13 protein-coding genes are annotated in these 13,389 nt (G+C 73.5%); 10 read left to right on the top strand and 3 right to left on the bottom strand.

The window, feature by feature from the left end; translation table 11 throughout:
* Positions 1-19: 19 nt before the first annotated feature.
* Together ACLQ3K_RS05575 and ACLQ3K_RS05570 are read right to left on the bottom strand one after the other, a co-directional pair.
* The gene (locus ACLQ3K_RS05575) at positions 20-1,405 is read right to left on the bottom strand and encodes an aspartate aminotransferase family protein (protein ID WP_425997684.1); all 1,386 of its coding nucleotides are present in this window, start codon (positions 1,403-1,405) and stop codon (positions 20-22) included.
* A gap of 149 nt (positions 1,406-1,554) precedes the next feature.
* Positions 1,555-2,289 (bottom strand): IclR family transcriptional regulator, encoded by a 735-nt coding sequence (locus ACLQ3K_RS05570; RefSeq protein WP_224647681.1) that lies wholly within the window; start codon positions 2,287-2,289, stop codon positions 1,555-1,557.
* A gap of 172 nt (positions 2,290-2,461) precedes the next feature.
* Between ACLQ3K_RS05570 and ACLQ3K_RS05565 the strand changes: the two genes are divergently transcribed.
* From ACLQ3K_RS05565 to ACLQ3K_RS05520, 10 genes are read left to right on the top strand one after another with little or no spacing between them, the layout of a single operon-like run.
* Positions 2,462-3,496, top strand: a complete 1,035-nt coding sequence (locus tag ACLQ3K_RS05565) for an NrtA/SsuA/CpmA family ABC transporter substrate-binding protein (RefSeq protein ID WP_425997682.1) — start codon at positions 2,462-2,464, stop codon at positions 3,494-3,496.
* 1 nt (position 3,497) lies between these two features.
* A complete protein-coding gene (locus ACLQ3K_RS05560; RefSeq protein WP_224647683.1) occupies positions 3,498-4,346 on the top strand; it encodes an ABC transporter permease in 849 nt (282 codons plus the stop codon).
* The gene (locus tag ACLQ3K_RS05555) at positions 4,343-5,164 is read left to right on the top strand and encodes an ABC transporter ATP-binding protein (RefSeq protein WP_425997679.1); all 822 of its coding nucleotides are present in this window, start codon (positions 4,343-4,345) and stop codon (positions 5,162-5,164) included. Before ACLQ3K_RS05560 ends, ACLQ3K_RS05555 begins: the two co-directional genes overlap by 4 nt.
* Complete coding sequence (locus tag ACLQ3K_RS05550; protein WP_425997677.1) at positions 5,161-6,189, top strand: ABC transporter substrate-binding protein; 1,029 nt, start codon at positions 5,161-5,163, stop codon at positions 6,187-6,189. Before ACLQ3K_RS05555 ends, ACLQ3K_RS05550 begins: the two co-directional genes overlap by 4 nt.
* Entirely contained in the window at positions 6,186-7,229 is a 1,044-nt protein-coding gene (locus ACLQ3K_RS05545; protein WP_425997675.1) for an LLM class flavin-dependent oxidoreductase, read from the top strand. The genes ACLQ3K_RS05550 and ACLQ3K_RS05545 overlap by 4 nt, the downstream gene beginning before the upstream one ends.
* On the top strand, positions 7,226-8,389 hold the full coding sequence (locus ACLQ3K_RS05540; RefSeq protein ID WP_425997673.1) for an LLM class flavin-dependent oxidoreductase: 1,164 nt from the start codon (positions 7,226-7,228) through the stop codon (positions 8,387-8,389). Before ACLQ3K_RS05545 ends, ACLQ3K_RS05540 begins: the two co-directional genes overlap by 4 nt.
* 20 nt (positions 8,390-8,409) lie before the next feature.
* Positions 8,410-9,114 carry a class II aldolase/adducin family protein gene (locus tag ACLQ3K_RS05535; RefSeq protein WP_386109989.1) on the top strand — a complete coding sequence of 235 codons (705 nt, stop codon included), beginning with the start codon at positions 8,410-8,412 and terminating at the stop codon, positions 9,112-9,114.
* 25 nt (positions 9,115-9,139) lie between these two features.
* Positions 9,140-10,078, top strand: coding sequence for an ABC transporter substrate-binding protein (locus ACLQ3K_RS05530; RefSeq protein ID WP_425997671.1), 939 nt, complete (start codon positions 9,140-9,142; stop codon positions 10,076-10,078).
* 9 nt (positions 10,079-10,087) lie between these two features.
* Positions 10,088-11,347, top strand: coding sequence for a glutaminase A (gene glsA, locus ACLQ3K_RS05525; protein ID WP_425997669.1), 1,260 nt, complete (start codon positions 10,088-10,090; stop codon positions 11,345-11,347).
* A gap of 2 nt (positions 11,348-11,349) precedes the next feature.
* Entirely contained in the window at positions 11,350-11,664 is a 315-nt protein-coding gene (locus tag ACLQ3K_RS05520; RefSeq protein ID WP_224647691.1) for a cupin, read from the top strand.
* Between the two features lie 19 nt (positions 11,665-11,683).
* Here ACLQ3K_RS05520 and ACLQ3K_RS05515 read toward each other — a convergent pair whose 3' ends face one another.
* Positions 11,684-13,219 carry a molybdopterin-dependent oxidoreductase gene (locus ACLQ3K_RS05515; protein WP_425997666.1) on the bottom strand — a complete coding sequence of 512 codons (1,536 nt, stop codon included), beginning with the start codon at positions 13,217-13,219 and terminating at the stop codon, positions 11,684-11,686.
* Positions 13,220-13,389: the final 170 nt, after the last annotated feature.

Genomic DNA, 13,389 nt, shown 5'->3' with positions numbered 1-13,389 from the left:
CTCCTGGCTTCTTCGGGGGTCAGACGGTGTGCGCGTCCGCGACGTTCAGCGCCTCGTCGATGATGGCGAGGCCCTCGCGGGCCTCCTCGGCGGAGACGTTGCACGGCGGCACGACGTGGATGCGGTTGTAGTTGGCGAAGGGCAGCAGGCCGCCCTTCTTCAGCGCGGCGACGGTCTCGTTCATCGCGGGGCTGCTGCCGCCGTAGGGCGCCAGCGGCTCGCGGGTCTCCTTGTCGCGGACCAGCTCGATCGCGAAGAAGACGCCCTCGCCGCGGACGTCGCCGACCGACGGGTGCTTCGCTTTGAAGCCCTCGAGGGCGGGCCGGATGATCTCGTCACCGATCGTCGCGGCGTTCTCGACCATGCCCTCCTCTGCCATGGCGTTGATCGTCGCGACCGCGGACGCGGTGGCCAGCGGGTGGCCCGAGTAGGTGAGGCCGCCGGGGTAGGGCTTGTCGGCGAAGGTCGCGGCGATCTCGGCGCCGATGGCGACGCCGCCGAGCGGCACGTAGCCGCTGTTCACGCCCTTGGCGAAGGTCAGCAGGTCGGGGACGACGGGGCCGGCGGCGGTGGCGGCGTGCTCGATGGCGAACCACTTGCCGGTGCGGCCGAAGCCTGCCATGACCTCGTCGGCGATCATGACGATCCCGTACTTGGTGCACAGCTCGCGGACGCCGGCGAGGTAGCCGGGCGGCGGGACCATGATGCCGGGGGTGCCGGGGATGGACTCGAGGATGATCGCAGCGATGGTGTTCGGGCCCTCGAGCACGATGGTGCGCTCCAGGTGCTCGAGCGCGCGCTGCGACTCCTGCTCCTCGGTCTCGGCGTAGAAGGACGACCGGTAGAGGAAGGGGCCGTCGAAGTGGGCGACGGACTCGCCGCCGAAGTCGCTGGCGAACCGGCGGGTGTCGCCGGTGACGTTGATCGCGAGCTCGGTGCCGCCGTGGTAGCTGCGGTAGCGGCTGAGCACCTTGCGGCGGCCGGTGTGCACGCGCGCCATGCGAATGGCGTGCTCCACGGCGTCGGCGCCGCCGTTGGTGAAGAAGACCTTGTCCAGATCGCCCGGGGTGCGCTCGGCGATGAGCCGCGCGGCCTCGCTGCGGGATTCGTTGACGTGCTGGGGCGCGATGGTGCAGATCCTCGCGGCCTGCTCCGCGATGGCCGCGACGACCTTCGGGTGCTGGTGGCCGATGTTGGTGTTGACCATCTGCGAGCTGAAGTCGAGGAGCTTGCGCCCCTCGCCGTCCCAGACGTAGGAGCCCTCGGAGGCGAGGATCGTCATGGGGGTGATCTGCGCCTGCGCCGACCACGAGTGGAAGACATGGGCGCGGTCGAGCTCGTAGGCGCGGGCTCCTGCGGCGACGGCGTCGTCGAGGGTCCGGCCGTCGGGCAGCGTGTTCGTCATAGCTGTTCTCCAAGAAATGTCTGCGGCAATGCCGGCTGGCGATATCCGCGGGTATGCGCTGCTCACCTGGTCACGTCACGGTGACTGCAACGATACCCGCCGGATCCGCGGCTCTCTCGGGCCGGTGATCGGCCCCGGCGACACCGGGGTCAGGCGAGCGCGTCGGCGATGTCGCGGGCCGTGGACCTGGCGAGTTCCACGTACATCGGCACGCGCTCGGGGGTCATCAGCTCCACCGGGCCGCGCAGGCCGAGGGCGAACCGGCAGGTGCCGTCCGCGCGCAGGACGGGGAGGCCGATGGTGCGGAATCCCGCGTCCAGCTCCTCGTCGTTGAAGGCGTAGCCGCGGTCCCGGGTCCGCTCCAATTCGGCGGCCAGCTCGTCCGGCCCGGTCACGGAACGGTCGGTGCCGCCCTCGTAGGGCAGGAGCTCCAAGAGGTCGTCGGCGGCGTCGCCCCAGACGAGCAGCGCCTTGCCCAGCGCGCTCGCGTGCACGGGGAGCCGGATCCCTTGCAGCCGATCGCCGTCCGCCTCGCGCCAGCGGCTCGTCGCCACCAGCACCGCGTCCCCGGCCTGCCGGATCGCGATGGACGCGTTCGCCCCCACGGTGGTGGCGAGCAGTTCGAGGTGCGGCTCTGCGCGGTAGGCCCCGTACTGCCGGTGCGCGAGCTGGCCGAACTCGGTGAGCGCGCCGCCCACGCGGTACCGGTTGCCGTCCTTGTCGAGGAAGCCTGCGGCGACGAGGCTCCCCATCAGGCGGTGCGTGGTGCTCACGGCGAGACCGCACCGTCGCGCGACCTCCGAGACGCCCAGCGCGTCGCCGTCGCGGAAGCAGGCGAGGATCTCGAACGCCCGCGCGACGGTTTGCACCCCTGAATTCTCCACGCCGCCACCCTAGCGACGACCCGCTGAATTTTCCATAGAGCGGGAAACTTATTGCTCGTCCGCCGGAAATTGGTGTCAAACATTCCGATCACCGGAAGGCAATGTCTACGCCTGCCGCCTCGCGCCGCCTAGATTCACCAGTCATCCGTTCCCCTTCGTGAGGAGTTCGACCATGACCGCCAACCGGTTCCGCGCCGGCGCCATCGCCCTCGGCATCACCGCCCTCGTGGCCGTCGGAACGACCGCGTGCGGCGGCTCGTCCCAGGAGCCCGCCGCCGGCGACTTCGTGCTCAAGGTGACCGCGCCGCAGAACGCCGGGGCGCTCGCCGTCGGCAAGCGCGACCACGTCTTCGACGATGCCCTCAAGCCGCTGGGCGCCCGCATCGAGTGGGTGGAGGCCCCGCCCGCGTTCAGCGCGAACCTCAAGCTGTTCAACGCCGGCCAGCTCGACGTCTCGGAGGGCGCGTACAGCCCCGTCGTCGGGGCGCTGTCGAAGAACGTGCCGGTCCGGATCGTCGCCGTGGCGCACAACGAGGACCGCAGCCGCAGCGGCATCATCGTCCGGCCCGACTCCGGCATCCGCTCCGTCGCCGATCTCCCCGGCAAGCGCGTCGCCGTCAACGCCGCCGCCAAGGGCGACTACATCACGCTGAAGGCGCTGCAGCAGGCCAAGATCCCTGTCGACCGCGTCGAGCGGGTCGCCCTGCAACCCTCCGACGCGACGGCCGCCTTCTCGACCGGCAAGGTCGACGCGTGGGCGTCGTTCAACGACCCGTACGAGGAGGCCCGGGCCCGCGGCGGCGTCGAGATCGCCACCGAGGAGTCCATCGACTCGCGCGACCACACGATCCTCGCCTTCCGCACCGCGGTGCTGGACGCCCGGCCCGACGTGGCCGCCGCCTTCCTCACCGCGCTCCAGGGCCTCAAGGAGCGGCAGCGCACGGATCCGGCCGCCTTCCAGAACGTCTTCGACCAGGCCGGGCCCCGCGCCGTGACCGGCGACCGGCTCGCCCGCGCCATCGCCTCCGACCGGGTCGTCGGCGTGCCGCGCTACCCGACGGCCGAGGACGAGGCCGACCTGCAGTCGGTGATCGACCTGTTCGCCGACAACGCCGTCATCAGCCGCCGCGTCCCCGCCTCCGAGGTGCTGTACCCGCTGCAGAGCAAGGCGGCCGAGTACAGCGCGGCCGCCGGCAAGGGGCGCTGACATGGCGGTCCTCGACCTCCGGCGGCAGGCGTCGACGGTGCCCGACGCCCTGATCGTGCCCGACGTCCGCAGCAGCCGGCCGCGCTCGCGTGCGCAGTCGATCGCGCTGCGCCTGCTCGTCCCCGCGCTCCTCGTGCTCGCCTGGTGGGCCGGCTCCGCTTCGGGGCTGCTCCGGCCCGAGATCCTCGCCTCCCCCGGTCAGGTCGGCTCCGCGTTCCTCGAGCTGGCGCGGACCGGGCAGTTGCTGGACTTCAGCATCGCCTCCTTCCGGCGTGCCGGGGCGGGCGTCCTGCTCGGCGTCGGCGTGGGCCTGACGCTGGGCGTGATCTCCGGGCTGTCGGCCCTCGGCGAGGAGCTCGTGGATTCGACGATGCAGATCGTGCGCGCCGTGCCCTTCCTCGCCCTGGTGCCGCTGTTCATCGCGTGGTTCGGCATCGACGACGTCTTCAAGGTCCTGCTCATCGCGGTCGCCACCGTCGCGCCGATGTACGCCTACACCTACCTCGGCGTCCGCAACATCGACCGCAAGACCGTCGAGGCGGCCCGCGAGTTCGGGCTCACCGGGCCGCGCCTGGTGGCCGAGGTGGTGCTGCCCGCCGCGTTGCCCGCGATCCTCATGGCGCTGCGGATCTGCCTCGCGATCAGCATCACCGGCCTCATCGCCGCCGAGCAGGTGGGCACCAAGGAGGGCATCGGCTACCTGGTGACGCTGGCGCAGGAGTACAACCGCACCGACTACATGGTGCTGTGCGTCGTGCTCTACGGCGCCCTGGGCCTGATCTTCGACGCGATCGTCCGCGTCGCGGAGCGGTACGGGATGCCGTGGCGGCGACAGGTGGCCTTCCGATGAGCGCGCCGGCCTCCGAATCCGCGCTGCCCCCGCTCGCCGAGCGCAGCCCGTCGCCCGCCACCGCCGCCGATCGCCGCGCCGGCGAGCCCGTGGCCGTCCGGCTGACCGGGGTGCGGAAGAGCTTCGGCGACAAGACCGTCCTCGACGACATCGACCTCACCGTGCACCGCGGCGAGTTCGTGGTGCTGCTCGGCCCCAGCGGCACCGGCAAGACCACGCTGCTGCGCCTGTTGAGCGGGCAGCTGGCGCCGGACGAGGGCACCGTCGAGGTCCCTCCCGCCCGCACGTCCGTCTACCAGGAGCCGCGGCTCATCCCGAACAAGCGGGTGCTGCGCAACGTCACCATCGGCCAGCCCCGCGGCCGCGACACCGACGAGCGTGCGCTCGCCGCGCTCCGCGAGGTCAACCTCGGCGAGAAGGCCCGGCAGTGGCCCGCCACCCTGTCCGGCGGCGAGGCCCAGCGGGTCGCGCTGGCCCGGGCCCTGGTGCGCGAGCCCCGGCTGCTGCTTCTCGACGAGCCCTTCGCCGCACTGGACGCACTCACCCGGCTCCAGATGCAGGACCTGGTGGGCGATCTCGTCGCGCGGCACCGTCCCGCGGTCCTCATGGTCACCCACGACGTCGACGAGGCCGTCCGCCTCGCCGACCGGGTGATCGTGCTCCACGGCGGCGCCTTCGTGCTGGACGAGGACATCGACCTCGTCCGTCCCCGCGACCGCGCCGACCCCGCGGCGCTCGACTACCGAACCCGCCTGCTCTCCCACCTCGGGGTGGGGCGCGGGCACACACCGTCCCCTCGAGGAGAGGCCAGGCCATGACCAGCACGCTCACCGACACCCTCTGGTACACCCGCTGCCCCGTGCCCACCGCGAGCGGCGTCGCGCACGCCCGCGGCTGGCTCGCGGACGCCGCCGTCGACGCCGGGCTCACGCTGAAGGTGCTGCAGGACAGTGCCCCCGACGTCGCGGCGCGGCACTTCGACCACGACCTCCCCGGCCTGATCCGCGAGGGTGGCAACGTCCCCGCGCTCGCGGCCCGGGCGGAGGGCTCGCCGACCCGCCTCCTCGGACTCACCTGGATCGACGAGGCGCAGGCGATCGTCGTCCGGCCGGACTCCCCCATCGCCGACGCGGCGGACCTGCGGGGCGCCCGGCTCGCGCTGCCGACCTGGGCGGCGGACCGCGCCCGCAGCTTCCCGCGCGCGATGGCCCTGCACGGCTTCCGGAACGCACTCCGGCTCGCCGGCCTCGACGTCGCCGACGCCCGCCTCGTCGAGGTCCCCGCGGAGGGCGACCCGCAGGTCGTCGGCGCGGTCCGCTCCACCACGTGGGGCGTCGACCGGCTGATCGCCGGCGACGTGGACGCGGTGTACGTCAAGGGCGCCCGCGCCCGCGACGTGGTGCGCGAGCACGGGCTGCGCACCGTCGTCGACCTGGACGCGACCGCCGACCGCGCGGCGCGGGTGAACAACGGCACGCCCCGCCCGATCACCGTGCACCAGGCGCTGCTCGATGAGCGGCCCGACCTGGTCACGGACTTCCTCGTGCGCAGCCTCCGCGCCGCGGACTGGGCTGCGGAGTACCCCGGTGAGGCCCGCGCGGTGCTGCAGCGCGAGACCGGTTCCGCGTCCGAGGGCGCCGCCGCCGCGTACCCCGACCACGTGATCGCCGGCCTGCACCCCTCACTCGATGAGGACCGGCTCGAGCTGCTCGGCCGCCAGCAGCAGTTCCTGCTGGCGCACGGTTTCCTCGCGGCCGACTTCGACCTGGAGTCCTGGGTCGCGCCGGAGCCACTGCTGCGCGCCCGGGCGATCATCGCGGAGCGCGCCGAGGTCACCCGATGACGGGCGTGGACTGGCGGCTCTCCGTCCGCGGCGACGCCCGACGCGCGGGAACGCCGCCCGCCCGCACCGACTTCCGCGACCTGCTCGACGCCGTCGACGCCGCCGAGCTGGCGGGGGTCGACGGGATCCTGGTTCCGCGCGACCCGGCCGGGGACGAGTCCTGGGTGGTCGCCGGCGCCGCCCTGCGCGCGACCCGGCACCTGCGGGTGACGGCCGAGTTCGACCCCACCTTCGGCAGCCCGGTGTACGCCGCCAAGGTCTCCGCGACCCTGCAGCGGCTCTCCCGCGGCCGGTTCGGCTGGCGGCTGCAGGCCGAGCCCGACGCCGACGAGGCCCGCACCCGCGGCGACGTGCTCCCCAGCGCGGAGCGGTACCGCCGCGCCGCCGAGTTCCTCGAGGTCGCACGCGGCGTGTGGAACAGCGACCCGGTGGGCGGGAACGGCTTCGAGGGCACGGGATTCGAGTACGACGGCGACCACTTCCACGTGGCGGGCGGCGGCTTCCGCGGCATCCTGTCGGGGTTGCCCTTCCCCCGCGTGGAGATCGCCGGGGACGACGGTGCCGCCCTCGCCCTGTCCGCCCGCCTCGGTGACGTGCACGTCTTCGCCGAGCGCCGGGATGCGCCGCTCGAGGACCGGCTCATCGCCCTGCGCTCCGCCGCCGCCGCGACGGGACGCACAGTGGGCGTCGCACTGGAACTGCCCGTCATCGCTCGCGAGACCGACGACGAGGCCTGGCAGCGCGCCGACCGGCTCGTCCGTCAGGCCGGCGGGGAGCCGGACGCCGCGGACCGGCTTGACGCCGTGCGCTGGGCGGGCTTCCGGGCCGCCGGTTTCGGCGACGAGATCGGGCTCGTCGGCTCGTATTCGACGGTGGCGCGGCGCCTGCGGGAGTACGCCGAGGCGGGCGTCGACACGGTGATCCTCACCGGCCGCCCGCACATCGAGGAGATCCACCGCGTCGGCGAGCACCTGCTGCACCTGACCGACCCGTCGGCGCGCCTGCTCCGCGCGCCCCGTCCCGAGGAGGCGAACGCGTGACCGTCGACTTCTACTGGCGCATCGGCATGGAGGGCGACCACGCCTCCCTGCGCGAGCCGCGCCGCTACAACCGGGGCGAGGCGCAGGGCATCGGCCCCGGCAACATCGCCCCGGCGATCCGCGGCGGCGAGCCCGACGGCTACGCCTACATCGACCACGCCGCGGCGGTGGTGCGCGCCTCCGAGCGGGCGGGCTTCGTCGGCGGCCTGCTGCCGAGCTTCCCCGTCACCGAGGATCCGTGGGCCTTCGCGTCGGCCCTGGCCGCCGAATCGGAGACCTACCGCTTCATGGTCGCCTTCCAGCCGGGCTTCCTGCATCCCGTGCAGGCGGCGCGGATGTCGGCGACGCTGCAGCGCGCCACCGGCGGCCGGCTCGTCTACAACATCATCAGCGGGGGCGGCGGCCGCCCGCAGCTGTGGTGGGGCGACAAGGTGGACCACGACGACCGGTACGCCCGCACCAGCGAGTTCCTCGACGTGCTGCGCGGAGTCTGGCGGGGCGAGCCCTTCCACCACGACGGCCGGTTCTACCGCACCGACGGTGCCGCGCTGCCGCCGCTGCTCGCGGAGCAGCCCTTCCCCGAGGTGTACTTCTCCGGTTCGTCCGGCGCGGCCGTCGAGGCCGCGGGGCGGCACGCCGACTACTACCTCTCCTGGCTGGAGCCCTACGCCGACCTCCGCGCCAAGTTCGACGGGGTGCGCGCGCACTCGGAGAAGCTCGGCCGCACACCGAAGTTCGCGGTCCGGATCGATGTCGTCGCCCGGCACACGGAGGAGGCCGCCTGGGCCGAGATCGAGAAGGGCTGGGCGTTCGTCGACCGCGGCGCCGCCGAGCGTGCCGCGCAGGGCGACTCCGTGGGCGCCGCCCGGATCGCCGGCTGGGTGCCCACCACCATCACCGGCTACCGCGACCTCGAGGTGCAGCCCAACGTGTGGTGCGGCTTCAGCCTGATCCGCGGCGGCCCGGCCTTCGGCCTCGTCGGCAGCTACGAGCAGGTCGCCGAGCGGCTCGACGAGCTCCGCGCGCTGGGGGTCGACGCCTTCATCCTGGCCGGCAATCCGCACCTCGAGGAGGCCTACCGGGTCGGCGAAGAGGTCCTCCCCCTGCTTCAGCGCAGCGTTCCCACCGATCTGCGCGCGCCCGCCCTGCGCGCCGGATGACCACCACCGAAAGGACCGTCATGACCACCGTGCTCCCCCTCGACGACACGGCGCTCGCCTTCGTCGACGCCACCGCCCGCGACGCGCAGAAGGCCTTTCGCGTCTTCCGCGAGACCGGCACCGTCTCCGCCAACGGCACCGTCAACTTCGTCGAGCGCATCCCCGGCACCGAGGCCGCGGTCGCCCTCAACGAGCCCGGCCCGTGGGCCGACGACCCGATCGCCCGCCCCGTCGTCGCCACGTTCGACGGCGAGGTCCTGCAGGGCGAGGGCGGCGCGGGCTTCGTCACCGCCTACGCGGACCTGTTCCGCGCGCACCCCGAGATCACCTCGGTCGTGCACGTGCACACCCCGTGGCTCGGCGGCTTCGCCCAGACGCACCGTCCGCTCCCGATCCGCTACGCCGCGTCCCAGCGGCTCACCCTCTCGCGCTCGATCCCACCGCACATCGACCGCACCATCGGCGCCGGCGAGTTCATCCTCGGCGAGCTGGAGCGGGACCCCCACCTGGCGGCGATCTTCGAGGCCAACGGCGGCGTCAACGTGATCGGCCGCGACGGCCTCCTGGCGCTCGCGAAGTTCGTCGTGCTGCTGGAGGAGGGCGCCCAGTACCAGGCCATCGGCGAGGCGGTCGGCGGCACGCAGGAGTTCGATCCCAGCAACCTCGTCGCGCAGTGGGGCCGCAGCGGCCTCCTCGACCGCGCCCGCGCGCACGGCCTCGTCTGACCCGGAAATCCAAGGAGCACACACCATGACGCTGCGCGTCGGATACTTCCCGCACAACAACTCCCTGTTCGTCCTGCGCCACCGCGGCATCCTCGAACGGTCGATCCCCGACGTCGAGTGGGTCGACCTGCGCGACCTCCCCGAGCCGCCGGCCGTCGACCCGCGGTCGGGCCTGCCGACGCTGCACTCGGACTGGCTCTTCGCCGACGGCGGCTACGACGTGATCGGCACCGGCTTCACGCCGCCGATCACGGCGCTCGGTGCCGGGCACGACGTGGTCTACCTCGGCATCTCGGGGCCGCGCGTCGAGAACGGGCGGATCGTCGCGCTGACCGGCAGCGGGATCACCTCCCCCGCTGACCTGCGCGGCAAGCGAGTGGGCGTGGCGCACGGGTCGTGGCAGACCACCCTCGTGCTGTTCGCGCTCGACGACGCCGGACTCACCTGGGCCGACATCGAGCCCGTCGACGTCGACGTGCACGCGGGCGGCGAGGCGCTGCTGGCGGGCGAGATCGACGCCTGGGTCGGCGCCTACCCGGGTCTCGCCGCCGTGGAGTCGCGGGCGGAGCTGGTGACGCTCGTCGACACCGCGTCGGTGTTCAGCCACCCGTCGCTGTGGTTCACCTCCCGCCGGCTCGCCGAGGAGCGGCCCGACGCGGTGCGCGCCGTCCTGGCCGCGCTCGCCGAGTCCGACGCCTGGGTCACCGCGAACCCGCGAGAGGCGGCCGCGTACTTCGCCGACGACGCCGCGGCGCGCGGATTACCCGCGGATCTCGACGCCTGGGAGGCCGCGGTGCGCGGCCGCCCCTTCGGCGTCGGCCCCGTGACCGAGGACTTCCTCGACGAACAGCAGCGCGCCGCCGACCTGTTCGTCGCCGGTGGCCTGCTGCCCCGGCGGGTCGACGTGCGCGCCGCGGTGCTGCCGTGGATCGGCGAGGCGGCGGGGGCGGTCACCGTCGGATAGCTTGGCGGTATGAGCGAGACGAGCACGGACCAGCGCCCCGGCGGCCTCACCGGGTTCACCGACAACCCCGTCAACGCGGCGATGGCCCGCGTGCTCGACGACGTTCGCCGCGAGGAGCACCCGGGCGCCGTCGCCGACTACATCCCCCAGTTGGCGACGGCGGACCCGGAGGCCTTCGGCGTGGCGTCGGTGTCCGTCCACGGGCACAGCTACGGCGCCGGCGACTACCGCGTTCCCTTCACCATCCAGTCGATGAGCAAGCCCTTCGTGTACGCGCTGGCCCTCGAGGCGCTGGGGACCGAGGCGGTGCTGGAGCGGATCGGCGTCGAGCCCAGCGGCGAGGCCTTCAACGGCATCAGCTTCGACCCGTCGGGCCGGCCGGAGAACCCCCTCATCAACGCGGGCGCGATCGTCTCGACGTCGCTGATCCCGGGGGCCGACGGTGCCGAACGGTTCGCCGCGATCCGGGAGGGACTGTCGCGCTTCGCCGGCCGCGACCTGGAGCTGGACGAGGCGGTCTACCGGTCGGAGTCGGAGACGGGCTTCCGCAACCTCGCCCTCGCCGCGCTCGCGCGGTCGACGGACGCGCTGCGCGTCCCCATCGAGGACGCGCTCGACCCGTACTTCCGGCAGTGCTCTCTCCTGGTGGACGCGCACGACGTCGCGGTGATGGGCGGCACCCTCGCCAACGGCGGCATCAACCCCGTCACCGGCGAGCGGGTGGTGAGCGCGGCGGTCGCGCAGCACACCCTCTCGGTGATGACGGGCTGCGGCATGTACGACCGTTCGGGCGCCTGGATGGTGTCCGTGGGCATCCCCGCCAAGTCGGGCGTGGGTGGCGGCATCGTCGCCGCGACGCCGGGCGAGTACGGCATCTGCGTGTTCAGCCCGCCGCTCGACGAGGCCGGCAACTCCAGCCGCGGCGTCGCCGTGCTGCAGCGGATGAGCAGCGAGTTCGGGCTGCACCTGCTGAACCGGTCGATCACCCCGGTGAGCGCCGTCGCGTCCGTCACCACCGACCCGTCGACCGGCCGGACGGTGCTGCGACTGCGCGGCGAGGTGGACTTCGTCGCCGTGGAGGAGGTCGTGCACGAGGCCCTGAGCCTGGGGCGCGCGGAGAGCGGCAGCACCATCGTCCTCGACCTCACCGACGTCACCCGGATCTCGACGGTGGCGGCCTACCTGCTGACCCAGCTCTCCTCCGACGTGGGCTACGGCGTGCGCGTGGTGATGGAGGACCCGTCCAGCCTGTGCGTCGCTGGACGCTGACCATGCGATTCATCGCGAGTGACGAATTCACCCCCGATCGGCCGTGGGATGCGCTGCCCCTCGCCACGATCTCCCCCGCGACCGTGCGCCTGCACTGGACCGACTCGGAGTACGTGTGGCACCGGAACGACGGAACGGAGGTGTTCATCGTCGTCGCCGGCGAGGTCGACATGCACTACCGCGACGACTGCGGCGACGAGCACGTGCGGCGGCTCGCCCCCGGGCTCGTCTGCGTGGCGGAGATCGGCGACGAGCACAAGGCTGTGCCCGTCAGCGCCGCCAGCATCGTCGTCGTCGAGCAGGAAGGCTCCATCTAGATAGACGGCGCCGAGCGCCTCAGCGGGCGACGACGCTGACGCGGTGCCATCCGGTGGCACCGTCGGGGGCGGGCGGCGCCTTCGCGTCGGTCTGGACCCTGCCCTCGGCGTCGGTGGCGCGCACCTCGAGGGTGTGCTCGCCGCGGTCGAGCGGGAGGGAGACGCTCCACTGCCGCCAGGTGTCCGGGCCGACGGTGTCGGCGAGGCGGGTGGGCACCCACGCGCCGGAGTCGGCGCGGACCTCGACGCCGCCGATGCCGGTCTGCTGCGCCCAGGCGACCCCCGCCACCGTAACCGCGCCGGCGGAGACGGGGCCGCGCGGCACGTCGATCCTCGACTGCACCTTGATCGGGCCGAGCGCCGACCAGCCCCGCGGAGTCCAGTAACCCTGATCCTCCGCGAAGGTCGTGACCTTGAGCGAGGTCACCCACTTGGTCGCCGACACATAGCCGTACAGGCCGGGGACCACGAGCCGGGCGGGGAAGCCGTGGATCACGGGCAGCGGCGCCCCGTTCATGCCGATCGCCAGCAGGGAGGCGCGGGCGGGGTCGCGCAGCACCTCCAAAGGGGTGCCCGCGGTGAAGCCGTCGCTGCTGCGCGAGAGCACCATGTCGGCGCCGGCTCGGGGCCGCGCCCGCTCCAGCAGGTTCCGGATCGGGTGGCCGAGCCAGAGCGCGTTGCCGATGAGGTCGCCGCCCACCTCGTTGCTGACGCACGCGAGCGTGGCGTGGTGCTCCTCCAGCGGCAGCGCGAGCAGCTCGTCCCAGGTGAGGGTGAAGGGAGCGTCGACCATGCCGTGGACGCGGAGCGACCAGTCCGCGGGGTCGAGTTGCGGGATGCTCAGGGCGGTGTCGATGCGGTAGAAGTCCGCTGTGGGCGTGACGTAGGGGGTGAGCCCGGCGATCGGCGGGTCGGCCGGGGCCGGTGGTGCGAGGGTCCGCGGCGCGGGCAGGCGGAGCGTCTCGCGCGCCGCCTTCACCGCCGTCGCGCCCGCCGAGAGCAGGCGGGCCCCGGCGAGGGCCAGCACCGTCGTCCCCGCGGCTGCGCCGGCGACGAGGAGGAAGCCGCGCCGGTCCATCCCGGCGGCGTCCTCCGGGGCGTCGGGCGCGGGGCGGAGGCGGCGGATCGCCAGGCGCAGGACGAGGATCGACGTCGCGATGCCCACGAGGCTCGGGACCGCCCAGGTCGCCGTGGCGTCCGGGCGCAGGATCGCGATCAGCGCGCCGACGATCCCGACGAGGCCGAACAGCCCTGCGCCCCAGGGCGGGCGGCGCAGTTCGAGCAGGCCCGCGGCCGCGGCGCCCAGAGCGAGCACCACGCCCATCGAGCCGAGCAGGACCGCCTTGTCGGCGGTACCGAAGGACTCGACGGCGAAGTCCTTGAGCCACGGCGGCGCGGCGTCGATGACCGCGGCCCCGCCCGCGAACAGCGTGCTGGCGCCGGGCGCGACGACGGCGGCGACGAGTTCCGCCACCGCCAGCCCGGCCGTCCCGGCCAGGACGCCCGCCAGCGCGGCGGCCCAGGCGGTCGTGCGGCTCGCGGTCTCCTCGGTCATGGATCCAGCGTGGCACGCGGACAGCCCGCGGGCGAGGGTCGTCCGCATACCTCACGGAATCGTAAGAATCGCCGGAAAGAACAAGGGCCGCCCCCCCCCTGCGCGTGGGGCGGCCCCCGCGGGCGTGGGGCGGCAGCCCGGCGCCAACACCACCGGGGATGTCGCGGCGG

The organism is Tsukamurella sp. DT100 (assembly GCF_049844855.1).
Classification (GTDB): Bacteria; Actinomycetota; Actinomycetes; order Mycobacteriales; family Mycobacteriaceae; genus Tsukamurella.
The sequence above is the reverse complement of the archived record's forward strand: the minus strand, read 5'-3'. Positions and strand labels throughout refer to the sequence as shown.

Bases quoted from the DNA above. Each gene is read 5' to 3' on its own strand.
- ACLQ3K_RS05575 (WP_425997684.1), bottom strand. From the start codon at position 1,405: ATGACGAACACGCTGCCCGACGGCCGGACCCTCGACGACGCCGTCGCC.
- ACLQ3K_RS05565 (WP_425997682.1), top strand. From the start codon at position 2,462: ATGACCGCCAACCGGTTCCGCGCCGGCGCCATCGCCCTCGGCATCACC.
- ACLQ3K_RS05560 (WP_224647683.1), top strand. From the start codon at position 3,498: ATGGCGGTCCTCGACCTCCGGCGGCAGGCGTCGACGGTGCCCGACGCC.
- ACLQ3K_RS05555 (WP_425997679.1), top strand. From the start codon at position 4,343: ATGAGCGCGCCGGCCTCCGAATCCGCGCTGCCCCCGCTCGCCGAGCGC.
- ACLQ3K_RS05550 (WP_425997677.1), top strand. From the start codon at position 5,161: ATGACCAGCACGCTCACCGACACCCTCTGGTACACCCGCTGCCCCGTG.
- ACLQ3K_RS05545 (WP_425997675.1), top strand. From the start codon at position 6,186: ATGACGGGCGTGGACTGGCGGCTCTCCGTCCGCGGCGACGCCCGACGC.
- ACLQ3K_RS05535 (WP_386109989.1), top strand. From the start codon at position 8,410: ATGACCACCGTGCTCCCCCTCGACGACACGGCGCTCGCCTTCGTCGAC.
- ACLQ3K_RS05530 (WP_425997671.1), top strand. From the start codon at position 9,140: ATGACGCTGCGCGTCGGATACTTCCCGCACAACAACTCCCTGTTCGTC.
- glsA (WP_425997669.1), top strand. From the start codon at position 10,088: ATGAGCGAGACGAGCACGGACCAGCGCCCCGGCGGCCTCACCGGGTTC.
- ACLQ3K_RS05520 (WP_224647691.1), top strand. From the start codon at position 11,350: ATGCGATTCATCGCGAGTGACGAATTCACCCCCGATCGGCCGTGGGAT.
- ACLQ3K_RS05515 (WP_425997666.1), bottom strand. From the start codon at position 13,219: ATGACCGAGGAGACCGCGAGCCGCACGACCGCCTGGGCCGCCGCGCTG.